The sequence below is a fragment of the Enterobacter sp. DTU_2021_1002640_1_SI_PRY_ASU_LCPMC_013 genome (assembly GCF_032389435.1).
GTDB classification, from domain to species: Bacteria; Pseudomonadota; Gammaproteobacteria; order Enterobacterales; family Enterobacteriaceae; genus Enterobacter; species Enterobacter hormaechei_C.
Genome location: NZ_CP135594.1, coordinates 4739473 through 4762882, shown reverse-complemented (window position 1 = coordinate 4762882; position 23410 = coordinate 4739473). Strand labels below are relative to the sequence as shown.

At 55.9% G+C, this 23410-nt stretch carries 23 protein-coding genes; 9 read left to right on the top strand and 14 right to left on the bottom strand.

The window, feature by feature from the left end; translation table 11 throughout:
• The first annotated feature begins 114 nt into the window (after nt 1-114).
• From fieF to RS584_RS22725, 5 genes are all read left to right on the top strand, one after another.
• Nucleotides 115-999 carry a CDF family cation-efflux transporter FieF gene (gene fieF / locus RS584_RS22745; protein WP_017382698.1) on the top strand — a complete coding sequence of 295 codons (885 nt, stop codon included), beginning with the start codon at nt 115-117 and terminating at the stop codon, nt 997-999.
• Nucleotides 1000-1183: 184 nt separating this feature from the next.
• A complete protein-coding gene (gene pfkA / locus RS584_RS22740) occupies nt 1184-2146 on the top strand; it encodes a 6-phosphofructokinase (protein ID WP_003862009.1) in 963 nt (320 codons plus the stop codon).
• Nucleotides 2147-2382: 236 nt separating this feature from the next.
• Nucleotides 2383-3372: a sulfate ABC transporter substrate-binding protein gene (locus RS584_RS22735; protein ID WP_032660777.1), complete on the top strand. Its 990-nt coding sequence runs from the start codon at nt 2383-2385 to the stop codon at nt 3370-3372.
• A gap of 111 nt (nt 3373-3483) precedes the next feature.
• Nucleotides 3484-4227, top strand: coding sequence for a CDP-diacylglycerol diphosphatase (locus tag RS584_RS22730; RefSeq protein WP_003862014.1), 744 nt, complete (start codon nt 3484-3486; stop codon nt 4225-4227).
• Between the two features lie 73 nt (nt 4228-4300).
• Nucleotides 4301-5605 carry an SLC13 family permease gene (locus tag RS584_RS22725; RefSeq protein WP_032103451.1) on the top strand — a complete coding sequence of 435 codons (1305 nt, stop codon included), beginning with the start codon at nt 4301-4303 and terminating at the stop codon, nt 5603-5605.
• Nucleotides 5606-5641: 36 nt separating this feature from the next.
• On the opposite strand, the gene tpiA is transcribed toward RS584_RS22725, so the two are convergent.
• Entirely contained in the window at nt 5642-6409 is a 768-nt protein-coding gene (gene tpiA, locus RS584_RS22720) for a triose-phosphate isomerase (protein ID WP_003862019.1), read from the bottom strand.
• Nucleotides 6410-6520: 111 nt separating this feature from the next.
• Entirely contained in the window at nt 6521-7117 is a 597-nt protein-coding gene (locus tag RS584_RS22715) for a DUF1454 family protein (protein WP_315748675.1), read from the bottom strand.
• 112 nt (nt 7118-7229) lie between these two features.
• Between RS584_RS22715 and RS584_RS22710 the strand changes: the two genes are divergently transcribed.
• Complete coding sequence (locus RS584_RS22710) at nt 7230-7649, top strand: DUF805 domain-containing protein (protein WP_045907097.1); 420 nt, start codon at nt 7230-7232, stop codon at nt 7647-7649.
• Here the strand turns inward: RS584_RS22710 and fpr are convergent, their stop codons facing one another.
• From fpr to RS584_RS22690, 4 genes are all read right to left on the bottom strand, one after another.
• Nucleotides 7650-8396, bottom strand: coding sequence for a ferredoxin--NADP(+) reductase (gene fpr, locus RS584_RS22705; protein ID WP_003862024.1), 747 nt, complete (start codon nt 8394-8396; stop codon nt 7650-7652).
• Nucleotides 8397-8492: 96 nt separating this feature from the next.
• A complete protein-coding gene (gene glpX, locus RS584_RS22700) occupies nt 8493-9503 on the bottom strand; it encodes a class II fructose-bisphosphatase (RefSeq protein WP_015569942.1) in 1011 nt (336 codons plus the stop codon).
• Nucleotides 9504-9659: 156 nt separating this feature from the next.
• Nucleotides 9660-11168: a glycerol kinase GlpK gene (gene glpK, locus RS584_RS22695; protein WP_006808669.1), complete on the bottom strand. Its 1509-nt coding sequence runs from the start codon at nt 11166-11168 to the stop codon at nt 9660-9662.
• A 21-nt stretch (nt 11169-11189) separates the two neighbouring features.
• On the bottom strand, nt 11190-12035 hold the full coding sequence (locus RS584_RS22690) for an MIP/aquaporin family protein (protein WP_015569943.1): 846 nt from the start codon (nt 12033-12035) through the stop codon (nt 11190-11192).
• 399 nt (nt 12036-12434) lie between these two features.
• Here RS584_RS22690 and zapB point away from each other — a divergent pair, with 399 nt between their 5' ends.
• Nucleotides 12435-12674, top strand: coding sequence for a septal ring assembly protein ZapB (zapB, locus tag RS584_RS22685; protein ID WP_003862031.1), 240 nt, complete (start codon nt 12435-12437; stop codon nt 12672-12674).
• Nucleotides 12675-13259: 585 nt separating this feature from the next.
• Here zapB and rraA read toward each other — a convergent pair.
• The 7 genes from rraA to priA form a co-directional block, all read right to left on the bottom strand.
• A complete protein-coding gene (rraA, locus tag RS584_RS22680; RefSeq protein WP_023304635.1) occupies nt 13260-13745 on the bottom strand; it encodes a ribonuclease E activity regulator RraA in 486 nt (161 codons plus the stop codon).
• A 92-nt stretch (nt 13746-13837) separates the two neighbouring features.
• The gene (gene menA / locus RS584_RS22675) at nt 13838-14764 is read right to left on the bottom strand and encodes a 1,4-dihydroxy-2-naphthoate polyprenyltransferase (RefSeq protein ID WP_087924327.1); all 927 of its coding nucleotides are present in this window, start codon (nt 14762-14764) and stop codon (nt 13838-13840) included.
• A 62-nt stretch (nt 14765-14826) separates the two neighbouring features.
• Nucleotides 14827-16158: an HslU--HslV peptidase ATPase subunit gene (gene hslU / locus RS584_RS22670; RefSeq protein WP_015569947.1), complete on the bottom strand. Its 1332-nt coding sequence runs from the start codon at nt 16156-16158 to the stop codon at nt 14827-14829.
• Nucleotides 16159-16167: 9 nt separating this feature from the next.
• A complete protein-coding gene (hslV, locus tag RS584_RS22665; RefSeq protein WP_003862036.1) occupies nt 16168-16698 on the bottom strand; it encodes an ATP-dependent protease subunit HslV in 531 nt (176 codons plus the stop codon).
• A gap of 94 nt (nt 16699-16792) precedes the next feature.
• Nucleotides 16793-17761 carry a cell division protein FtsN gene (gene ftsN, locus RS584_RS22660; protein ID WP_017383099.1) on the bottom strand — a complete coding sequence of 323 codons (969 nt, stop codon included), beginning with the start codon at nt 17759-17761 and terminating at the stop codon, nt 16793-16795.
• A 92-nt stretch (nt 17762-17853) separates the two neighbouring features.
• Nucleotides 17854-18879, bottom strand: a complete 1026-nt coding sequence (gene cytR, locus RS584_RS22655; RefSeq protein WP_017383100.1) for a DNA-binding transcriptional regulator CytR — start codon at nt 18877-18879, stop codon at nt 17854-17856.
• Nucleotides 18880-18998: 119 nt separating this feature from the next.
• Complete coding sequence (gene priA / locus RS584_RS22650; protein WP_032104298.1) at nt 18999-21194, bottom strand: primosomal protein N'; 2196 nt, start codon at nt 21192-21194, stop codon at nt 18999-19001.
• Between the two features lie 200 nt (nt 21195-21394).
• Here priA and rpmE point away from each other — a divergent pair, with 200 nt between their 5' ends.
• Nucleotides 21395-21607: a 50S ribosomal protein L31 gene (rpmE, locus tag RS584_RS22645; protein ID WP_003862040.1), complete on the top strand. Its 213-nt coding sequence runs from the start codon at nt 21395-21397 to the stop codon at nt 21605-21607.
• A 48-nt stretch (nt 21608-21655) separates the two neighbouring features.
• On the opposite strand, the gene metJ is transcribed toward rpmE, so the two are convergent.
• Nucleotides 21656-21973 carry a met regulon transcriptional regulator MetJ gene (gene metJ, locus RS584_RS22640; RefSeq protein WP_006179183.1) on the bottom strand — a complete coding sequence of 106 codons (318 nt, stop codon included), beginning with the start codon at nt 21971-21973 and terminating at the stop codon, nt 21656-21658.
• 275 nt (nt 21974-22248) lie between these two features.
• Here metJ and metB point away from each other — a divergent pair, with 275 nt between their 5' ends.
• Nucleotides 22249-23409, top strand: coding sequence for a cystathionine gamma-synthase (metB, locus tag RS584_RS22635; RefSeq protein WP_017383102.1), 1161 nt, complete (start codon nt 22249-22251; stop codon nt 23407-23409).
• The last annotated feature ends 1 nt before the right edge of the window (nt 23410 follow it).

The window sequence follows — 23410 nt, the reverse complement described above, 5'->3', positions numbered from 1 at the left end:
CCCACATGATGTGGGGGTTTTTTTTGCCCATTGTTCAGGTTTGTTAACGCTTTATTCATCCTTTCACTCCACCACCATCCGTTATACTAGCGCCATGGCATGACAGGAGTGTTTATGAATCAATCCTATGGACGGCTGGTAAGCCGGGCCGCAATAGCCGCGACGGTGATGGCGTCGTGTTTGCTGATCATTAAAATTTTCGCGTGGTGGTACACCGGGTCGGTCAGTATTCTGGCGGCACTGGTGGATTCACTGGTGGATATTGCCGCCTCGCTGACCAACCTGTTGGTGGTGCGCTACTCGCTGCAACCGGCGGATGAAGAGCATACGTTTGGCCACGGCAAAGCGGAATCGCTGGCCGCGCTGGCACAAAGCATGTTTATTTCGGGCTCTGCGCTTTTCCTGTTTTTGACCGGTATTCAGCATCTTATTTCGCCTTCTCCGATGAACGATCCGGGCGTTGGCGTGGTCGTAACGGTAGTTGCACTTATAAGCACACTTGTTCTTGTTACGTTCCAGCGCTGGGTTGTACGCAAAACACAAAGCCAGGCTGTACGGGCCGATATGCTTCATTATCAGTCTGATGTTATGATGAATGGGGCTATTCTTATTGCGCTTGGTCTGGCCTGGTATGGCTGGCATCGGGCCGATGCGTTGTTTGCGTTAGGGATAGGGATCTATATTTTATACAGCGCCTTGCGGATGGGGTATGAAGCGGTACAGTCGCTTCTTGACCGTGCGCTTCCGGATGCAGAACGTGATGAAATTTATGCCATCGTGACCAACTGGCCTGGCGTCAGTGGTGCTCACGATCTTCGTACGCGGCAGTCAGGGCCGACCCGCTTTATTCAGATTCATTTGGAAATGGAAGACAACCTGCCACTGGTTCAGGCGCATATGGTCGCTGAACAGGTGGAGCAGGCGATTTTGCAGCGTTTCCCTGGGTCAGACGTCATTATTCATCAGGATCCGTGCTCTGTCGTACCCAGGGCGTTTTGAGCTTTCGTAATTCGTTGTAAAAAAGTGAGCCAGAGCAGCATTTTGTGGATAAATTACCACCATATGGCCTGACCTGAATCAATTCAGCTGGAAGGGATTGATATACTATTTGCAGTATTCGACGGTTGAACAGTTTCTTCCGGCAGCAGATTTCAATTTTGCATTCCTAAGTTCAGAGGTAGTCATGATTAAGAAAATCGGTGTGTTGACAAGCGGCGGTGATGCGCCGGGCATGAACGCGGCAATCCGTGGGGTTGTCCGTGCAGCGCTGACGGAAGGTCTGGAAGTTTTTGGTATCTATGACGGTTACCTGGGTCTGTATGAAGACCGCATGGTTCAGCTCGACCGCTACAGCGTGTCTGACATGATCAACCGTGGCGGTACTTTCCTCGGTTCTGCACGCTTCCCGGAATTCCGTGACGAACACATCCGTGAAGTGGCTATCGAAAACATGAAAAAACGGGGTCTGGATGCGCTGGTGGTTATCGGCGGCGACGGCTCCTACATGGGTGCAAAACGTCTGACTGAAATGGGCTTCCCGTGCATCGGCCTGCCTGGCACCATCGACAATGACATCAAAGGCACCGACTACACCATCGGTTACTTCACCGCGCTGGGTACCGTTGTGGAAGCGATTGACCGCCTGCGTGACACCTCTTCCTCTCACCAGCGTATTTCTATTGTTGAAGTAATGGGCCGTTACTGCGGTGACCTGACTCTGGCGGCGGCAATTGCCGGTGGCTGTGAGTTCGTGGTGGTGCCGGAAGTGGAATTTAGCCGTGAAGATCTGGTCGCTGAAATCAAAGCCGGTATCGCGAAAGGTAAAAAACACGCCATCGTTGCTATCACCGAGCACATCTGTGACGTTGACGAGCTGGCGAAGTACATCGAAACCGAAACCAAACGCGAAACCCGCGCGACCGTTCTGGGCCACATTCAGCGTGGTGGTTCCCCAGGCCCGTACGACCGTATCCTGGCGTCCCGCATGGGCGCGTACGCGATCGAGCTACTGCTTCAGGGACACGGCGGCCGCTGCGTCGGTATTCAGAACGAGAAACTGGTTCACCATGACATCATCGACGCCATTGAAAACATGAAGCGTCCGTTCAAAGGTGACTGGCTGGACTGCGCGAAAAAACTGTACTGATCGGCGTCTGTATTGCGCCGGGTGGCGGCAAGGTAAATGCAAAACGGTAACCCTTGGGTTACCGTTTTTTATGGTTGCGCCCTCTCCCGTGGGAGAGGGTTGGGGTGAGGGCATCAGGCCGCTTATCCACTTCTTATATTCTCCTTCGTTATAGCCAATCTTTTTTTATTCTTTAATCATCGGTTAGCTTTCTGGCACGCTGCATTCATCAAAACACTACACAAGAGAGCTGGGCGATGAATAAATGGGGCGTGGGGTTAACATTACTGCTGGCATCGACCAGCGTTCTGGCAAAGGACATTCAGTTACTGAACGTGTCGTACGATCCGACGCGTGAACTGTACGACCAGTACAACAAAGCTTTCGCGGCGCACTGGAAACAGGAAACCGGCGATAACGTGGTGGTTCGCCAGTCTCACGGCGGTTCCGGTAAGCAGGCGACATCGGTGATCAACGGTATTGAAGCCGATGTGGTTACCCTGGCGCTGGCTTATGACGTGGACGCGATCGCGGAGCGTGGCCGTATCGACAAAAACTGGATCAAGCGTCTGCCGGACAACTCTGCGCCATACACCTCGACCATTGTCTTCCTGGTGCGTAAAGGCAACCCGAAACAGATTAAGGACTGGAACGACCTGATTAAGCCAGGCGTGTCTGTCATTACCCCGAACCCAAAAAGCTCCGGCGGCGCACGCTGGAACTATCTGGCAGCCTGGGGCTACGCGCTGCACCACAACAACGGCGATCAGGCCAAAGCACAGGACTTCGTCAAAGCACTGTTTAAAAACGTCGAAGTGCTGGACTCCGGCGCGCGCGGCGCAACCAACACCTTCGTCGAGCGCGGCATTGGCGACGTGTTGATCGCATGGGAAAACGAAGCCCTGCTGGCGACCAACGAGCTGGGTAAAGACAAGTTCGAGATCGTCACCCCGAGCGAATCGATCCTGGCTGAGCCGACCGTCTCTGTCGTCGATAAGGTTGTTGATAAGAAGGGTACCAAAGCGGTGGCGGAAGCCTACCTGAAGTACCTTTACTCACCGGAAGGGCAGGAAATTGCGGCGAAAAACTTCTACCGCCCGCGCGATGAGGCCGTCGCGAAGAAATACGAAAACGCCTTCCCGAAACTGAAGCTGTTCACTATTGATGAGGTTTTTGGCGGCTGGACCAAAGCGCAGAAAGAGCACTTCTCTAACGGCGGCACCTTCGACCAGATCAGCAAGCGCTAAGCGTTTTACAAAGAACGACACGGTAACCCGGTGTGAGAAATCCGCCGGGTTTTTTATTTGGTCATCATTTTGCGTTACTCTTTTGCCTCTATTGAAAACAGGGAACGCGTTGTGAAAAAAATTATCTTACTGATTCTGATCGTTATCGCCCTTGCCGCAGGCGGCGTGTACTGGATGAAAGCGGGTAATCCGAATGCGTTGCGTCATATCGTTCTCGACCAGTGTGTGCCCAACCAGCTGCATAACCGTAACCCGGCACCGTGTGCGCAGGTGAAGCCAGATGCGGGCTACGTGGTGTTCAAGGACCGCAACGGGCCGCTGCAATACCTGCTGATGCCCACGTACCGTATCAACGGCACCGAAAGCCCGCTGCTGACTGAGCCGCAGACACCGAATTTCTTCTGGCTGGCATGGCAGTCTCGTCATTTTATGAGCATGAAACGGGGGGCCGACGTGCCTGACAGCGCCGTTTCGCTGACCATCAACTCCCCGACCGGGCGCACGCAAAACCATTTTCATATCCACATCTCCTGTCTGCGCCCAGACGTGCGCGAGAAGCTGAACGCGTCGCAGGGGCAAATCAGCACCCAGTGGTTACCGCTTCCGGGCGGGCTGGAAGGGCATGAATACCTTGCCCGTCGGGTGACGGAGAACGAACTGGTGCAGCGCAGCCCGTTTATGATGCTGGCGGAAGAGCTGCCGGAAGCCCGCGATCATATGGGACGCTTCGCGCTGGCGATGGCGCAGCAGTCGGACGGCTCGTTTGTATTGCTGGCGACAGAGCGTAACCTGCTTACCTTTAACCGCGCGTCGGCTGAGGAATTGCAGGATCATCAATGCGATATCCTGAAGTGACCCCACCATAAATAGCGTTTACTCGCCCTGCCTGTCGCCGTAGACTTGCTGAAAAATTCTACAGGAGACAGGTATGTCGCTCTGGTTAACGCATCCTCTGCTGCTTCCCTCGCTGATCGTCGGCGTCACCATCGTGCTGTGGGCGACGTCGCTGTTGCCGGAATTTATCACCGCGCTGCTGTTTTTCACGGCGGCGATGACCGCCAGAATCGCCCCGCCGGAAGTGATCTTCGGCGGCTTCGCCTCGTCTGCCTTCTGGCTGGTGTTCAGCGGCTTTGTGCTGGGTGTGGCGATTCGGAAAACTGGCCTGGCGGACAGGGCCGCCCGGGCGCTGTCGGCAAAGCTTACCGACTCCTGGGTGCTGATGGTGGCGAGCGTTGTGCTGCTGAGCTATGCCCTGGCATTCGTGATGCCGTCGAACATGGGACGTATTGCGCTGCTGATGCCGATTGTCGCCGCGATGGCGAAGCGGGCCGGCATTCCTGATGGCTCGCGGGCCTGGTTTGGCCTGGCGCTGGCGGTCGGGTTTGGCACCTTCCAGCTCTCGGCCACTATTTTGCCCGCCAACGTGCCAAACCTGGTGATGAGCGGCGCGGCGGAAGGCTCATACGGTATCCACCTCAACTATGTCCCGTATCTGCTGCTGCACACCCCGGTGCTGGGTATTCTCAAAGGCCTGATTCTGATTGGCCTGATCTGCTGGCTGTTCCCCGGTAACCCGAAACCGGCGAAGGATCTCGCGCCATCGGAACCGATGGGGCGTGACGAAAAACGACTCGCCTGGCTACTGGCGGTGGTGTTGACGATGTGGGTGACGGAGAGCTGGCATGGCGTTGGGCCAGCGTGGACGGGGCTGGCGGCCTCGGTCATCGTTATGCTGCCGCGCATCGGTTTTATCACCGGGGAGGAGTTTTCTGCGGGGGTGAATATGCGCACCTGTATTTACGTCGCGGGTATACTCGGGCTGGCCATTACGGTGACGCAGACCGGTATCGGTGCGGCCGTAGGCGAGGCGTTGCTCCATATCATGCCGCTGGATGCAGACCGCCCGTTTACCAGCTTCCTGGCGCTGACGGGGATCACCACGGCGCTCAACTTCATTATGACCGCCAACGGCGTTCCTGCGCTGTACACCACGCTGGCGCAGAGCTTCTCCGACGCGACCGGCTTCCCGCTGCTGTCGGTGATCATGATTCAGGTGCTGGGGTATTCCACGCCGCTGCTGCCGTATCAGGCGTCGCCGATTGTGGTGGCGATGGGCTTAGGGAAAGTGCCTGCGAAGGCGGGAATGCTGCTCTGTCTGGCGCTGGCGATTGCGACGTATCTGGTGCTGCTGCCGCTGGATTATTTGTGGTTTAGCGTGTTAGGTCGTTTGTAGGGCGGGTTAGCGAAGCGCCACCCGCCACAAAGGCAATTACGCCTGCTTAGCCGCTTCTGCCGCTTTAACGATCACCGCGAAAGCGTCTGCTTTCAGGGATGCGCCGCCAACCAGTGCGCCATCGATGTCTGGCTGGGTGAACAGCTCAGCTGCGTTTGATGCGTTAACGGAACCGCCGTACTGGATGATGACCTGCTCAGCCACTTTCGCGTCTGCTTTTGCAATGTGGTCACGAATGAACTTGTGCACCGCCTGTGCCTGCGCTGGAGTTGCAGATTTGCCGGTACCGATCGCCCAGACTGGCTCGTAAGCGATAACCGCGCCTTCGAACGCTGCCGCGCCCTGGGTTTTCAGCACAGCGTCGATCTGACGTGCGCACACTTCTTCGGTTTTGCCTGCTTCGTTTTCTGCTTCGGTTTCACCGATGCACAGAACCGGGATCAGACCCTGCTCTTTCAGCACAGCGAATTTCTTCGCGATGAACTCATCGGATTCTTTGTGATAGGTGCGACGCTCGGAGTGGCCGATGATGATGTATTTCGCGCCGATATCTTTCAGCATTTCAGCGGAGGTTTCACCGGTGAACGCGCCAGACAGGTTAACGTCAACGTTCTGCGCGCCCAGAATGATGTGGCTGCCGTCAGCGGCACGTTTAGCCAGATCCAGGTACATATCCGGCGGAGCGATAGCAACCGCGCAGCCGGTCACGCCAGCCAGCTCTTTACGCAGGTTAGCAACCAGTTCGTTTACCATGTGGCGGCTGCCGTTCAGTTTCCAGTTACCCATCACTAAAGGATGTCGCATTTCAATTCTCCACGCTCAATAAGCGAATTAAGGAATATGGCCGCCCTGTCGGGCAGCATGGTCTGTGAATCAGTATAGAGATTTTCCCTCGAAAGGCTTTGCTTTTTGTCATTAATTCGCCCCCTCGAGTGCGTCTGATAGAGCCAGCTTAATCGGTTCAACCGCGAAGGTCAGCCCCTTTTCGCCGTTATCTGCGACGACATAGCGAACGGCACCTTCCGTATCGGCGTAATAGCGTTTGTTTTTCCCGGCGGTAAGCAGTTTTTGCAGCTTTTGCTGGCTTTGCGCTCTCGTGAAGGTGGGGGTAAAGGCGCGCAGAATAGCGCTCATGTACTCCAGCGCTTTCGCTTTCGCCGCTTTCTGCTCTGGCCCCTGAATCGGCAGCCAGGTGATCTGCATACTTTTGATTTTTAACGTTCCGCGCTCAAGGGCGGTAGAGGCATACAGATTCTCGTTAATTTTGCTGGCCGCGCGGGTCAGGGTCGACGTATCGCGGGCGCTGTCAATCGCACGGAACTCTCCCAGCGGAAGTGAGGGGTTTTCTTTGTTGAAGGCTTCGCGGAACTGGCTGATAGATTGATCGAAAGAGGGGGCGCCCGCCAGAAGATAGGGGGCGGTGACCGGGGAAGCCGTTTCCGCGGCGTACAGGGAAAAACTGGCGCTCAGCATCGCTAAACACAAATAAAGAGAGTGTGCCGAACTTTTCATCAACATTGCCCCTGGCCGTCATTGCCCATGATTAAAACGATATCTGGTCGGCTTGTCAAAAGGTCACAACTCCAGGGTAAAATGCGGGCTAAACAATAATAAGGAACCTTACATGACCATACAGCAGTGGCTGTTTTCATTCAAAGGGCGTATTGGACGCCGTGACTTCTGGATCTGGATTGCAACGTGGGTTGTCGCCATGCTGCTTCTGTTTTTTGTTGCCTACAACGCATGGCTGAACACGCAAACGGCGGCATTTGCGCTGGTCTGTTTACTGTGGCCAACCGCCGCCGTGGTGGTGAAACGTCTGCACGATCGTGGCCGCTCCGGCGCATGGGCTTTCCTGATTATTCTGGCGTGGATGCTGGTGGCAGGGAACTGGTCAATGCTGCCCTCAATCCTCCCATGGGTGGTGGGCAGACTGCTGCCGACGGTTATCTTTGTAATGATGGTTGTCGAACTGGGCGCGTTTATCGGCACCCAGAGCGAGAACAAATATGGAAAAGATACCCTTGAGGTGAAGTACCGCTGATCACCAGTAGTGTTCGGCGGTCATGTGGCCCGGCCGGCGGCGAAGGTGCTTCGTCATCTGCCGGGTATCCTTCAGCAACTGCTGCGTATCGCGTACCATCTGCGGGTTACCGCACAGCATCACATGGCTGGTTTCGGTATTCATCGGTAAACCCACCGCTTCTTCCAGCGCGCCGCTTTCAATCAACGCCGGAACGCGACCGGTTAACGAGCCGGCTGCGGTTTCGCGGCTGACCACCGTCTGAATTTTTAACTTCCCGCCATATCGCTGTTCCAGCGCCTGCATCTGCGGCAAATAGCTCAGGTCTGCGGCGTAGCGCGCGGCGTGAACCAGCACGATATTTTTAAAGCGCTCCAGATCTTTGCCGTATTGCAGAATGGAAAGATACGGGCCGATGGCCGTGCCGGTCGCCAGCATCCAGAGCGTGTCACAGTCGGGGATTTCATCCAGCACGAAGAACCCCGCCGCGTCGGAGACAATCTGCACTTCATCGCCCGGTTTCAGCGCGGCGAGGCGTGGGCTGAGCTTACCGTCCGGGACGGTGACCAGATAGAACTCAAGGTCCGGGTTATCAGGCGCATTAACGTAAGAGTAGGCGCGCTGTACGCGTTCACCGTCGATATCCAACCCGAGCTTGGCAAACTGCCCGGCAGTAAACGGATGAACGGGAGCGTGCAGCGTGAGGCTAAATAGCGCATCGGTCCAGAACTGTACCTTTGTGACTTTACCTGTTACCCAGTCCGCCATGATCTTCTCCTGTGCTGTTTCTCTCTTCTATCTTCCGTACTTGCGGGAAACATTTCCAGCCCATTCGGGCCGGAAAGCTCTATCGATCAAACGGTTTTACAGAATGTGCGTCTGTACGTCCGGATCTTTACGATCGAGATAATGAATGGACTTAATGCGACGAATGGTGCGGGATTTACCACGGATCAGCAGGGTTTCAGTGGTGGCCATGTTGCCCTTGCGGGTGATGCCGTCCAGCAGATCGCCTTTGGTGATGCCGGTTGCGGAGAAGACCACGTTATCGCTGCGGGCCATCTCGTTCAGCGCGAGCACTTTATTGGCCTCGATGCCCATCGCCGCGCAGCGCGCCAGTTCGTCTGCACCGATGCGAAGGTTCTCGTCGCTGTCGCCTTTGACCTCATGGCGTGGCAGCAGACGCGCCTGCATATCGCCGTCCAGCGCGCGGATCACTGCCGCAGAGACCACACCCTCCGGCGCGCCGCCGATGCCGTAAAGCACGTCGACTTCGCTGTCAGGCATGCAGGTCAGAATAGAGGCGGCAACGTCGCCATCCGGAATAGCAAACACGCGTACGCCGAGCGCTTGCAGGTACGCAATGGTGGCGTCGTGGCGCGGTTTCGCCAGAATGGTCACGGTGAGTTCGCTGAGCGCTTTACCCAGCGCCGCAGCGATATTGCGCAGGTTGGCGTCCAGCGGCAGGCTAAGGTCGATAGCGCCTTTAGCGCCAGGACCGACGATCAGTTTTTCCATATACATATCGGGGGCGTTGAGGAAGCAGCCCTTATCGCCCACCGCCAGTACCGCCAGCGCGTTGGCCTGGCCCATCGCCGTCATGCGGGTGCCTTCGATAGGGTCGACCGCGATATCCACGGCATCGCCTTTACCGGTACCGACTTTTTCACCGATGTAGAGCATCGGCGCTTCGTCGATTTCGCCTTCGCCAATGACGATAGTGCCATCGATATTGACCTGATTAAGCACAATGCGCATGGCGTGGACGGCTGCACCGTCTGCAGTATTTTTGTCGCCACGGCCCAGCCACTTGTAGCCTGCGAGGGCGGCAGCTTCGGTGACGCGGGAAAACTCGATAGCAAGTTCACGTTTCATGAGGTACTCGTACAATCAAAAGGAATTGCACGAAGTTTATCACAGAGTGGGGAGGGTGCGGGGTGGTGCGGTCTGAGCCCCTCTCCCCAAAGGGGAGAGGGTGTTTTAAGTTCCCTCGCCCCTTTGGGGAGAGGGTTAGGGTGAGGGGGGGTTGTCTTACTCGTCGTGCTCTTCCCACGCCAGGGCACGTTTCACCGCTTTCTTCCAGCCGCTGTAGCGGTAGTTGCGCTCGGTGGTTTCGATGCCAGGACGGAATTCGCGTTCGATAACCGCTTTTTCCTGAAGCTCGTCGAGGTTTTGCCAGAAGCCAACCGCCAGACCTGCCAGATACGCCGCGCCCAGCGCCGTCACTTCTCGCACCTCAGGACGTTCAACGCGGGTGCCCAGAATGTCGGACTGGAACTGCATCAGGAAGTTGTTGGCTACCGCACCGCCGTCCACGCGCAGGGCGTGCAGACGAATGCCGGAGTCCGCCTGCATCGCTTCCAGCACGTCGCGCGTCTGGTAGGCGATGGATTCCAGCGTCGCGCGAATGATGTGGTTTGAGTTCACGCCGCGCGTCAGGCCGAAAATCGCGCCGCGGGCATACGGATCCCAGTACGGTGCGCCCAGACCGGTGAACGCTGGCACCACGTACACGCCGTTGGTGTCTTTCACTTTGGTCGCGAAGTATTCGGAGTCAAACGCGTCGCTGATCAGCTTCATCTCGTCGCGCAGCCACTGAATGGAGGCACCCGCCATGAATACCGCGCCTTCCAGGGCATAGTTCACTTCGCCGCGCGGGCCGCAGGCGATGGTGGTCAGCAGACCGTTTTCTGATTTCACCGCTTTCTCGCCGGTGTTCATCAGCATAAAACAACCGGTGCCGTAGGTGTTCTTCGCCATCCCTTCCTTGACGCACAGCTGGCCGAACAGGGCCGCCTGCTGGTCACCGGCGATACCGGCGATAGGAATACGGGTGCCACCTTTACCGCCAATGTTGGTCTGGCCGTACACTTCTGAAGACTTACGGACTTCTGGCAGCATGGCGCGCGGAATGTCCAGCGCGTCCAGCATCTTGTCATCCCACTCCAGGGTGTTGATGTTGAACAGCATGGTGCGCGAGGCGTTGGTGTAGTCGGTGACGTGAACGCGTCCCTGAGTCATCTTCCAGATAAGCCAGGTATCGACGGTGCCGAACAGTAGCTCGCCACGTCGTGCGCGCTCGCGTGAACCTTCCACGTGGTCGAGGATCCACTTCACTTTGGTGCCGGAGAAATAGGGGTCAACCACCAGGCCGGTGGCGCTGCGCACGTACTCTTCCATTCCTTCGCGCTTCAACTGTTCGCAGATCTCTGACGTACGACGGCACTGCCAGACAATGGCGTTGTAGATGGGCTTACCGGTTTCGCGCTCCCAGACCACAGTCGTTTCACGCTGGTTGGTGATACCGATAGCGGCAATCTGGTCAGAACTGATGTCGGCTTTCGCCAGCACTTCCACCAGCGTGGAGCTTTGCGACGCCCAGATCTCCATCGGGTCGTGTTCTACCCAGCCTGGACGCGGGTAAATTTGCTCAAATTCGCGTTGAGACACGCTGACAATGTTCGCGTCATGATCCATTACGACAGCGCGGGAGCTGGTGGTGCCCTGGTCGAGCGCAACGATATATTTTTTTTCGGTCATGGTATGTGTCCCGTAGTCAGATTACAGCGAAGCTTTTTGTTGTGTGGTGGAAGCCGTCTCTTTCTCCTCTTCCACACAAGTGTCGCACGGTAAGTGGCGACCAATTAATTTGCGATAGCCGAATGCGCCCAGCGCCGCCCCTACGATTGGCCCGAACAGCGGAACCAGGAAGTAAGGAATGTCTTTACCGCCCGTGAAGGCGACATCGCCCCATCCCGCAAAGAAGGCGAAGGTTTTTGGACCCAGGTCACGCGCCGGATTCATCGCAAAGCCGGTCAGCGGACCCATGGATGCGCCAATTACCGCAATCAGAAGGCCAATCAAAAGTGGCGCCAGCGGGCCGCGCGGAATGCCGTTTCCATCGTCGCCCAGCGCCATGATGACGCCCATCAGAATAGCGGTAATCACCATCTCAACCGCGAACGCCTGCACAAAATTGATATGCGGATTCGGATACGTTGAGAAAATGCCTGCCAGATCCAGACTTTCGACACTGCCACGCACCATATGATGCGTCTGTTCGAAGTCGATGAAAAGATTGTAATAAAGCCCGTAAACTAACGCCGCTGCGCAAAAGGCGCCGGCAAATTGCGAAATGATGAAAGGAACAACTTTGCGTCCGTCAAAACACGCGAATAGCCACAACGCGATGGTCACCGCCGGGTTAAGATGTGCACCGGAAACCCCTGCGGTCAGGTAGATGGCCATCGCCACGCCCAGACCCCAGATAATACTGATTTCCCACTGACCAAAACTGGCACCCGCCACTTTCAGTGCTGCGACACAGCCTACTCCGAAGAATATCAACAACCCGGTACCCAGGAACTCGGCAATACACTGGCCTTTTAAGGTTGATGTCTGACTCATAATCGGAATCCTGCAAAAGAGTAATGTTTATTGTTTGCGTGACCGCCCGTGACAGTCACGATGCCCTGTAGACATAGTGTTAATTTATCGTTAACGAGCACAAACGAGAAATATCGAAATCTAAATGTGTGGTCTGCGTCAATAAAATGAGCGTTTTCGCGCCATAAAGCGCGTTTTTGCATCAGATAATGATTATGGGCTGAATCATTTCTTTAACTTATGGGTTAACAACTTAGGGGTATATGCGGCGAACGCACCAGGACGAGGCCGAAAAGTGTTGCAAACCGCGATCTGCGTGGCATGCCGCTGGACAGGGGCGACGGCGCTCCATACAATCGGAACATATGTTGTGCGCGTTTACGTTAAAGCGTCGCCTTGCAATTCAGGAGAGGTAGGATCATGTCTTTAGAAGTGTTTGAGAAACTGGAATCGAAAGTACAGCAGGCGATTGACACCATCACGCTGCTGCAAATGGAAATTGAAGAGCTGAAAGAAAAAAACAACTCCCTGTCACAGGAAGTTCAGAATGCTCAACACAGCCGTGAAGAACTGGAGCGCGAAAACAACCAGCTGCGCGAACAGCAGAACGGCTGGCAGGAACGCTTGCAGGCGCTGCTGGGACGTATGGAAGAAGTTTGATTTCCTTAGGGAATGCATTGAACAGGCCGGGTAAGGCGAAGCCGCCACCCGGCTTTTTTATGGTTTTCGCTAACCGACATCAAACCATAAAAAAGGCCGCCCTGGGCGGCCTTAACGCTACTTGTCCTGCGCTGTCGTAGCAAAAGCAACAAACCCAACAGGTTCATCGCTCTTTACCACGAGTACGCTGGCGACAATGAACGCGATACATAAATAGCGTTTCATTATGCGGTCCCTGCTGCTTACCGCTCCACCGTTCACCACCGGTGATAAGTCGGTGGACACAAGCCCGGTTAAAGGTTGCTTTACGGTTGTGAATACACCTTTCCCTGGACCGATGCCCATTTGCGAGATGGCGGAAAGGGACACAGCATCATAATGAGCAACAGCTGCGGAGTTAAGGTTTCCACACATAATTAGGAATTTATAAAGGGTCGACAGGGGTTACCTGAGGAATGAATCAGGGTAAGATAAAAATCCTGGTTAAAGGTTGCAATATCACCCAACGGACCGCGAATCCCGAGGGACAAAAAAACCGCCACATTGCTGTTGGCGGTTTTATTATGAATTTTACTCACCGATTAACTACTCAATGTCCAGCGCATCCTCGGAAAGGATAATGCCGGTATTGTCAGCATAAAGGTGGTCACCCGAGAAGAAGGTCACGCCGCCGAAATTGACGCGCACGTCGCTTTCGCCGATGCCGTCGCCCGCTGCGCCTACCGGTATGGCCGCGATGGCCTGAATCCCGATATCCAGGTCTTCGAGATCGTCCACCTGACGCACGGAACCGTAGACCACAATCCCTTCCCACTCGTTTTGCACCGCAAGGCGGGCGAGGTCCGCATCGATCAGTGCACGGCGAACTGAACCGCCACCATCCACCAGCAGGACGCGACCACGACCGTTCTCTTCGAGCAGATCGTACAGCAACCCGTTGTCCTCGAAACATTTCACCGTGATGATTTGTCCGCCAAACGACGACCGTCCACCAAAGTTGGAGAACAGGGGTTCAACGACGTTGACATCTTCCTGGTAGATGTCACAAAGCTCGGAGGTATCGTATTTCATAGGTTTAACGCTCTGTTGCTGCGAATGTGTTCAGTATATCGTGCGAAATGCGTTGTTGGCAAAATCATCAATTGTTAATTGATATTTGTCAGCTAACTCAGCGTCTGGCTTAAGACAATCCCGATGACGAACAGCAGGTTAGTCAGTAACGCGCCTTTTACCGTACGTTCCAGCATCGGTGGCATGGCGGCCGGGCTGAGTTCACGCATGACGTAGCGGGCCTGCTTAATCAGCAGCGGTGCGGCGAGCACAAACAGCCAGCCCCAGAGGCTGTGCAGCGAAATCAGATTGAACAGCGCCAGGCAGACCAGCGCGCCGATGAGCAGGCAGGCGTGATAGCGGCGTGCATTCACCGGACCCAGACGCACGGCCAGCGTGTTTTTACCGTTCTCGCGGTCGCTATCGATGTCGCGCAGATTATTGATATTCAGCACCGCCGTCGCCAGCAGACCACAGGCGGTCGCCGGCAGGAACAGGGCAGGGATCACCGTGTGCGCCTGTAAGTACCAGCTTCCCATCACGCTCAGCCAGCCGAAGAACACCAGCACGGAGATGTCGCCCAGACCAATATACCCGTAAGGACGCGTCCCGACGGTATAGGTAATGGCTGCAATAATGGCGAGCAAGCCCAGCACCAGGAAGCCAATGAAATCACTGGTGGTTTTCGAGGCGACCGTCACCAGCGCCAGCCCGGACAGGCAAATCAACACCACGGTGATAATCAGCGCCCGTTTCATCTGTGCCTGGGTAATCACCCCTTTTTGCATCCCGCGCAGCGGCCCGATGCGGTCAGGCTTGTCGCTGCCTTTTACCGCATCGCCGTAATCATTGGCGAGATTAGAGAGGATTTGCAGCAGCCCGGCGGTGACAAGCGCCAGACCTGCTACCAGCGGATCGAAATGACCCTGCCACCAGGCAAGCGTGGTACCGACGATAATGGCGGCAAAAGCCAGAGGAAGCGTTTTAGGGCGCAGACTTTCGAGCCACGCCTGTGTACGGCTGATATCAGTCATAGTTATTTAGCCAATAAAAATGGGGGCCATAGCCCCCATCAACAGTGATGAAAATGCATTGAACGCGATTATAGAATAAAACGGCTCAGATCTTCATCTGCCACTAACGCATCCAGGTGTTTGCCCACATAGTCTGCGTCAATGGTAATGCTTTGACCGTTAAGGTCGCTCGCATCATAAGAGATGTCTTCCATCAGGCGTTCCAGCACGGTGTGCAGACGACGCGCACCGATGTTCTCGGTGGTTTCGTTGACCTGCCACGCGGCCTGGGCGATGCGCTTGATACCGTCATCGGTAAATTCAATGTTCACGCCTTCGGTCGCCATCAGCGCTTTGTACTGTACGGTCACAGAAGCGTTTGGCTCAGTCAGGATACGTTCGAAATCTTCGGTGGTCAGCGCCTGCAACTCGACGCGGATTGGCAGACGTCCCTGAAGTTCCGGGATCAGGTCAGACGGGCTGGCAATCTGGAACGCACCGGAGGCGATAAACAGAATGTGGTCAGTTTTAACCATGCCGTGCTTGGTGGAGACGGTGCAACCTTCCACCAGCGGCAGCAGGTCGCGCTGAACGCCTTCGCGTGAGACATCCGGGCCGGACGCGTTGCCGCGCTTACAGATCTTGTCGATTTCGTCGATAAACACGATTCCGTGCTGCTCAACCGCGTCGATAGCATCCTGTTTCAGCTCTTCCGGGTTAACCAGCTTCGCGGCTTCTTCTTCAATCAGCAGCTTCATCGCGTCTTTGATTTTCAGCTTACGCGCTTTCTGCTTCTGTCCGCCCAGGTTCTGGAACATGGACTGCAACTGGCTGGTCATCTCTTCCATGCCCGGAGGCGCCATAATTTCCACGCCCATTGGCGCGGCAGCGAGATCGATCTCAATCTCTTTGTCGTCCAGCTCGCCTTCGCGCAGTTTTTTGCGGAATGCCTGACGCGCAGCAGAAGGTTCAGGCTGCTGTTCAGCCTGTCCCCAGTTGTTTTTTGCCGGTGGGATCAGCACGTCGAGAATACGCTCTTCGGCCATCTCTTCGGCGCGATAGCGGTTTTTCTCAATTGCCTGGACACGCACCATCTTAATCGCCGAGTCGGTCAGGTCGCGGATGATGGAGTCCACTTCTTTACCCACATAGCCCACTTCGGTGAACTTGGTGGCTTCAACTTTGATGAACGGCGCGTTAGCCAGTTTGGCCAGACGACGGGCGATTTCGGTTTTACCCACACCGGTCGGGCCGATCATCAGAATATTTTTTGGCGTTACTTCGTGGCGAAGCTCTTCGTCGAGCTGCATGCGACGCCAGCGGTTACGCAGTGCGATAGCCACGGAGCGCTTGGCGTCGTCCTGGCCGATAATGTGTTTGTTCAGTTCGCTGACAATTTCGCGTGGGGTCATTTCAGACATGGGCGATCCTTACGCTTTAGACGGTAATTCTTCGATGGTGTGATTGTGGTTGGTATAGATGCAGATATCACCTGCAATATCCAACGCTTTCACCGCGATATCGCGCGCGTTCATGTCGGTATTTTCCAACAGCGCACGGGCTGCGGCCTGGGCGTACGGGCCGCCAGAGCCGATGGCAATCAGGTCGTTTTCAGGCTGAACCACGTCGCCGTTACCGGTGATGATCAGCGAGGCGTTTTCGTCAGCCACGGCCAGCAGCGCTTCGAGCTTGCGCAGCATGCGGTCGGTACGCCAGTCTTTTGCCAGCTCAACGGCGGCTTTCACCAGATGACCCTGATGCATTTCCAGTTTGCGTTCAAACAGTTCAAACAGCGTGAAGGCATCAGCCGTGCCGCCTGCGAAACCGGCGATCACTTTGTCGTTATAAAGACGACGTACTTTCTTCACGTTGCCTTTCATGACGGTATTACCCAGCGTGGCCTGGCCATCACCGGCAATTACCACCTGGCCGTTACGGCGTACACTTACTATTGTTGTCACGAGCAGACCCCCTGGTTACAGATTCGGGAAACAGAAGCCCTGAGCCTGTGCTCAGGGCTGAATTAAATGATAGATGGGGGGGATTTTGGGGGTTTCAACCCCCGGAGGCGAGTCGAATGCAGTTTGTGTGGCCAGCCACTTTCAAACGGGAAATGGTGCCGTCTGCGTTTTCTTTGCCTTTGACCGGTCCAATCACTACGCGATTCCAGCCGTTGTTGGTGGTAATGCGTGAGTCAAATCCTTCAAATGCCAGCTGAGCACGCACAGTTTCTGCCTGTTCGGCGCCTTTAAACGAACCGCACTGAACCATCCAGCGGCGTTCATCTTTTTTCTCAGCCGTCTGCTTCGGTGCCTCGGTCTCTTTGGTGACCGGCGCAGCCTGCTGCGTTTTTGGCTGTTGCGCAGTGGTATGCGCAGGCGTCTGCAACAGATCCTGATACGGCTGTGCCGTTTGCTTCTGCGGCTGCGCCTTCGGTTGCTGCTGGACAGGCTGAGTTTGTACGGTACGCGTCTGCTGCTGCGGTTGTGTACGCGGCTGCTGTACCGGCTGCGTCTGCGTCCACTGCTGCTGTTGCGTTTGCTGCTGAGCCTGACGCTGGCGCTGCAAGGTTTGCTGACGCTGCGCCGGGGTTTGTTCGTTCCACGGTACTTCGTTCAGCTGCGTAGGCTGCTGGCGCATGTCCGCCTGCATCTGAGCGAGCAATTGACGCTGTTCGTCCGTCAGCTGATCGGCATTCTTTACTTCACCCCCGGCAGAAGGCTCGGTAGGCGCACGTACGCCAGGCTGGCGGCTTTCCAGCTCTTTAATGTAGCGCCAGCGCTCTTCAGGCTTCGGCGGCAGGCCGTTGCCGACGACCTTGTTACCCTGAAGGGCTTCAGACTCTTCTTTTTTATGATGCGTAATGAAGTAGAGGCCGCCAATAAAGGCCACCAGCACAGCCGCAGCAATGGCGACCATAGCTGGGGAGACAGCAGACAGGCTGCGTTGCTTGCTTTTTGAACTACTCTTTTTGCGTCGCGAAGGTGCCGGCTGGCCGCGACGTACATAATCTCGTTGTGCCACTATCGTTTCGCTGTATTTATTCGTTCGTCAGCCCGCCATGTTACTTAAGCGACGGGGCTTTGACCAGATAAGGGTGTCGAAAGGTATTTACTTTAAGTTAATGCCTGGGTAGAGCCGCGCACAATCAGCTCACAATCCAGTAGTCGTGACCCACTGCTAACTGATTGACCGTGCAGTTGATCCAGCAAAAGCAGCATCGCTTCACGGCCGATGTCATACCGCGGCTGTGCAACGGTCGAAAGCGGCGGATCGCAAAACTCCGAGAGTGAAATATTATCAAAACCGATTATCGACAGGTCCTGCGGCACGCGCAGGCCGTGACGTTTGGCGTAGGATAACGCCCCCAGCGCCATCACGTCGCTGTGGCAGAAGACCGCGGTGGGCGGTTCTGGCAAGGCCAGCAATTTTTCCAGCGCCTGCCCGCCCGCTTCAAAGGTGAAATCACCGCGCGCAATGTAGTGCGGATCGACGATAGCCCCGGTACGGCGCAGCGCCTGAACGTAGCCCTGCAAGCGGTAATGACACAGCGGCATCTCTTCTGGTCCGGCGATACAGCCGATACGCTTATGCCCCAGTTCCTGAAGATAGTTCACGGCGTTGAATGCGGCGGTGAGGTTATCGATATGAACGGTTGGCAGCTCCAGCTCCGGCGCGAATTCGTTCGCCATGACCATCGGCGGTAAATTGCGCTGTTCTTCAATGCTGGCATCAAACGGCAGGCGTGAGCCAAGCAGCAGCATGCCATCAATCTGCTTGGTGATGATCAGGTCGATGAACGTTTTTTCCTGCTGGTTCTGGTGAGCACAATCGCCAATCAGCACCAGATAGCCCTGGGCGGCGGCCGTGACCTCAATGCCGCGGATGATTTCGCTGAAGAAGGGATCGCAGATATCCGGCACGATCACCAGGATGGTGCGGGATTCGTTGCGTTTAACGTTGCGCCCCATGGCTTGCGGGAAATAACCGACCTCAAGCGCCGCCTTTTCAACCCGGTTTCGGGTCGCCTGGGAGACTTTGTCAGGGTTCATCAATGCGCGGGACACGGTTGCTGTTGAGACTTGTGCTTTCTCGGCAACGTCTTTCATGGTCGCCGAGGCAACCTCTTTCCTGGACTTCAACGTCTTCTCCTCGCCTGAACACCGAACTGCGGACAGCACCATTTTTACAGATAGTTAATGGAATCGGTTACAGAATTTTCATAAAAAGTGTGAGGCGCATTAAATTTTTCGATCCGTCTTCAGCCTTCAATCGGATCGACGTCAAGAACCCACTTCACTTTTCGCGCTTCCGGTAGGGTATTGATCAGCGCCAGCGTGCCGCTGACGATCTGCTGTAAACGGATACGCGAGGGGTGCTGAAGTAAGAGTTGCCAGCGGAAACGGCCCCCGCGTTTCGGGGCGAGCGCGGGTACCGGGCCTAAAATCCACAGCTGATTATCCACCAGCGGGCTGGCTTGCAGGAGGTTTCTCAGCTGTTGCAGGAACAGCGGAGCCTGCTGGTTATTATGATCTTCCGCACGGATGATAACGTGGCTGGTCCATGGGGGAAGCTGCATCGTCTGACGTTCGGCCAGTGCCTGGTCCGCGAAGGCGTCATAGCCTTTGTGCAGCAGAGTTTGCAGCAGCGGATGTTCAGGGTGGTGCGTTTGCAGCACCACCTCGCCCTGCTTACCCGCTCGACCAGCGCGACCGGCAACCTGGGTATAAAGCTGGGCGAAACGCTCGGCGGAGCGAAAATCCGCGGAGAACAGCGCGCCGTCGACGTCCAGCAGGGCGACCAGCGTCACGTCCGGGAAGTGGTGCCCTTTCGCCAGCATCTGAGTACCAATCAGGATGCGCGCGCCGCCGCGATGTACTTCCGCAAGCTGCTGCTCCAGCGCCCCTTTACGGCTGGTGGTATCCCTGTCGATACGGGAGATGGGTACGTCCGGGAAGAAGGGCGCGAGCGCCTGTTCAAGCTGTTCCGTTCCCAGACCGACCGGCACGATGTGCGTTGAGCCGCAGGACGGGCATTGACGGGGGACCGGACGCTGGCTGTCGCAGTGGTGGCAGCGTAAATGGCGCTGAGCCTGGTGGAAGGTGTAGTAGTGATCGCAGCGCGGGCACTCCGCGATCCAGCCGCAGTCGTGGCACAGCAGCGCAGGCGCGAAGCCGCGGCGGTTCAGGAACAGGATCACCTGGTTGCCCGCCTGCAAATGCTGGCGCATGCGGCTAATCAGCGCAGGCGCTAACCCGGCTTGCACCTGCTGGCCTTTCAAATCCAGCACATGCTGAATGGCCGGGCGGGCATTTCCCGCGCGGCGCGTCAGGCGCAGCATGTGGTATTTACGCTGGCGAACGTTGTGCAGCGTTTCAAGCGCGGGGGTGGCGGACCCAAGAATAATGGGGATTTGCTCGCTGTGGGCGCGGTACACGGCTAAGTCGCGGGCGTGATAGCGCCAGCCTTCCTGCTGTTTATAGGAGCTGTCATGCTCTTCATCGATCACGATAACGCCGAGATTTTTAAACGGCGTAAACAGCGATGAACGGGTGCCGATCACAATCGCCGCTTCGCCGTTTTTCGCTTTCAGCCAGGCGCTGAGGCGCTCGCTGTCGTTCAGGCCGGAGTGTAGGACCTCAACGGGCGCATTAAAGCGTTCACGAAAACGCGCGATGGTTTGCGGCGTCAGGCCGATTTCTGGCACCATCACCAGCGCCTGTTTGCCCTGCGCGAGCACGTTTTCCAGCACGCTCAGATATACTTCGGTTTTACCGGAGCCGGTGACGCCCGCCAGCAGCCAGGCGGAAAAATGGTCGGCGGCGCTGTGAATCGCGCCTACGGCGGTGGCCTGCTCGGTATTCAGACGCAGGCGATCGCCCGAGACGGAAAAGCCGTCGCGCCAGTCGTGAAGGGCAGGTGCTTCACTGGCCAGCTCGCTCAACCCTTTCTTCCTTAATGCCTGCAACGCGGTTTCGCTTACCTCAAGCTCGTCGACCTGATGGCGCCAGATTTTTCCCTGGCGCAGCGCGGCCAGCGCCTGCTGCTGTTTCTGCGAGCGCTTCAGGCTGTTAATGTCCACAGCCTGGCCCTGCTCGGTGGCAAACCAGTACCACATTGGTGCGTGGCTGGCGCTCTTGCCCTGGCGCAGCATAATGGGCAGGGCATGGAACAGCACGTCGCCAATCGGATGATGATAATAATCTGCCGCCCACAGCAGCAGTCGCCAGGTGCTGGTGGAGTAAACCGGCTCGCTGTCCAGCACCTCAACAACCGATTTCAGCTCGTTAAGCGGCAGTTCGCTGTGTTCGCTGACGGACACCACGATCCCCACGCGCTGCTGTTTGCCAAACGGCACGGTCACGCGACAGCCCGCTTTGGCGCTCATGCTGTCGGGCAGCAGGTAGTCAAAGGTGCGGGGAAGCGGAACGGGCAGGGCAACGTGAGCGACGGGCATCGAATCTTCCTGACTTGAAAAGTGGCGCGTTAGTATACACATTAGTGAAAGCGGCGTGCGGATCAGTTTGCATACGTTGGTCAAATTCTGTATGATTCGCCGCCTTTGGTGTATTTTACGCCAAAGAACTTACATTCAACATCGCGTGGTGTCTGGCGTTAGGGCTGGAAGAGCGACGCGGCCTTAACTGAGGTTCTCCCATGAAAAAAGATATTCACCCGAAATACGAAATGATTACTGCAAACTGCTCTTGCGGTAACTCTATCCAGATCCGCTCTACCGTGGGTCACGATCTGAACCTGGACGTGTGCGGCAAATGCCACCCGTTCTACACTGGTAAGCAGCGTGATGTTGCAACCGGTGGCCGTGTTGACCGCTTCAACAAGCGTTTCAGCATCCCGGGCGCTAAATAAGTTTCCCGAAAAAAAGGCACCGCAAGGTGCCTTTTTTGTATCCGCTTATCAGTATTCCCACGTATCCGGGTCGATACCCAGTTCACGCATGATCACCTTCGCCTCTTCTGGAATTTCGTCACTGCGCTCTTTGCGCAGATCGTCATCGTTCGGCAACGGTTGGCCGGTAAACGCATGCAGGAACGCTTCGCACAGCAGTTCGCTGTTGGTGGCGTGACGCAGGTTGTTCACCTGACGACGCGTACGTTCATCGGTGAGGATCTTCAACACCTTCAGAGGAATGGACACCGTGATTTTCTTGACTTGCTCACTCTTCTTACCGTGCTCAGCGTATGGGCTGATATATTCGCCGCTCCATTCAGCCATGAGATACCTTTAATCCTCTCAGTCATTAATCTAAAGGTGCAAAACCGGTAACCATCAGTTTTGAACCGTAATCTTGCGTAGTTTACCGTAGAGACGATACCGAGGCACGGATATTGCCGCTGTAGCGTGTCCTAAAGCATATAATTTTAACGGCTATTTGCACATTGCTCAATCTATACGCAAAGAAGTTTAGATGTCCAGATGTATTGACGTCCATACTTTCAATGTTTACTCTGGTGCCTGACTTTTCACCTCATTCGCCAGGAAGCCTCACCATGACGCGTAAACAGGCCACCATCGCAGTGCGTAGCGGATTGAATGATGACGAGCAGTACGGCTGCGTTGTCCCGCCAATTCATCTCTCCAGCACCTATAATTTCACCGGATTTAATGAACCCCGCGCGCATGACTACTCGCGTCGCGGCAATCCTACGCGTGACGTCACCCAGCGCGCGCTGGCGGAACTGGAAGGCGGCGCGGGTGCGGTATTAACCAATACCGGCATGTCTGCCATTCACCTGGTGACTACGGTGTTCCTGAAACCTGGCGATCTGCTGGTGGCGCCGCACGACTGTTATGGCGGCAGCTATCGTCTGTTTGATAGCCTGGCGAAACGTGGCTGCTACCGTGTGCTGTTTGTCGATCAAAACGACGAACAGGCGCTGAAACAGGCGCTTGCCGAGCAGCCGAAGCTGGTGCTGGTGGAAAGTCCAAGCAATCCATTGTTGCGCGTAGTCGATATTGCGAAAATTTGTCAGCTCGCAAGGGATGCGGGAGCGATAAGTGTAGTGGATAATACGTTCCTCAGTCCGGCCCTTCAGAACCCACTCGCACTGGGTGCCGATCTGGTATTGCATTCATGCACAAAATATCTGAACGGCCATTCTGACGTGGTCGCGGGCGTGGTGATTGCCAAAGATCCTGACGTTGTCACCGAACTGGCATGGTGGGCGAATAACATTGGCGTCACCGCCGGGGCCTTCGACAGCTATCTGCTGTTACGCGGCATTCGCACGCTGTCGCCGCGTATGGACGTGGCGCAACGCAATGCTCAGGCGATCGTGGATTTCCTGAAAACCCAGCCGCTGGTGAAGAAGCTTTATCACCCGTCGCTGCCGGAAAATCAGGGGCACGAGATTGCCGCGCGCCAACAGAAAGGATTTGGCGCAATGTTAAGTTTTGAACTGGACGGTGACGAGCAAACGCTGCGTCGCTTCCTGAGCGGGTTGTCATTGTTTACGCTGGCGGAATCCTTAGGGGGAGTAGAAAGCTTGATCTCCCACGCCGCAACCATGACGCACGCAGGTATGGCACCCGAAGCACGTGCCGCCGCCGGGATTTCCGAGACGCTGCTGCGTATCTCGACCGGTATTGAAGATTCTGAAGATTTAATTGCCGATCTGGAAAATGGCTTCCGGGTCGCAGCCAAGGGGTAAT